The sequence below is a fragment of the Haloferax profundi genome, from assembly GCF_001469865.1.
Taxonomy (GTDB): Archaea; Halobacteriota; Halobacteria; order Halobacteriales; family Haloferacaceae; genus Haloferax; species Haloferax profundi.
Window position 1 is genome coordinate 1 of the sequence record NZ_LOPV01000307.1, and the last position, 693, is coordinate 693.

1 pseudogene is annotated in these 693 nt (G+C 53.1%); it reads right to left on the reverse strand.

The annotated features are described in order from the left end of the window. Positions 1 to 201: 201 nt before the first annotated feature. Positions 202 to 693, reverse strand: a pseudogene (locus AUR66_RS23290) (tyrosine-type recombinase/integrase); the annotation flags it as partial.

Here is a 693-nt window from a genome sequence, read left to right on the forward strand (position 1 = left end):
GATGATCTTCTTCGTATATTCCGGAGTCAACGTAGATAATCAAGAGAATATGACGACTATTGATCCGAGAGCGATCTGCGACTACATGATTTCGGACGTGAACTACCTTCCCAGTGAACCCCTCATCAAGCTTGATTTTGCGCTAGAGTAGTGGAAATCGGTTTTGTGTGGCTTCAAAAAACGAACAAGGAAATCAGTCACCCCCATTCTATCGAGGGCATCCCGCCGGTCTTCCACTGGTGCTTGGTCGTACCGCATCGTCCTCTGGATACTTCGATGCCGGAGCTGGGCCTGCGTCGCCGCCAAATCCTCTTCGCGTGTGAGGATGGTTCCGACAGAGTGTCGAATCGTGTACTAGGAGATGGTCCGACCCGTTGTGCTGATACCCGCCTCCTCACAGAGTCGTTTGAAAAGGTAGCGTAGCGAGTGGGTTTGGTACGGATTCTTCTCGCGGGTCAACCAGATTGAATCAGAGCCGGTATACTTGTCGTAGTTCGGTCGCTCATTGAGCCATCGCCGAAGCGACTCAGTCGTCCGGTCAGTAAGCCTACAATCCAGTTTTCGGCGCTCTCAGACTCTTCTTCCGCAGGAATGCGGAGGACACCGTTGTCGAGGTCAACCCAATTCACCGTCGCACGCTCTACCTCAACGGACCTGAGCCCTGCATCAAGTGAGGTCCACACAAGCGACGGA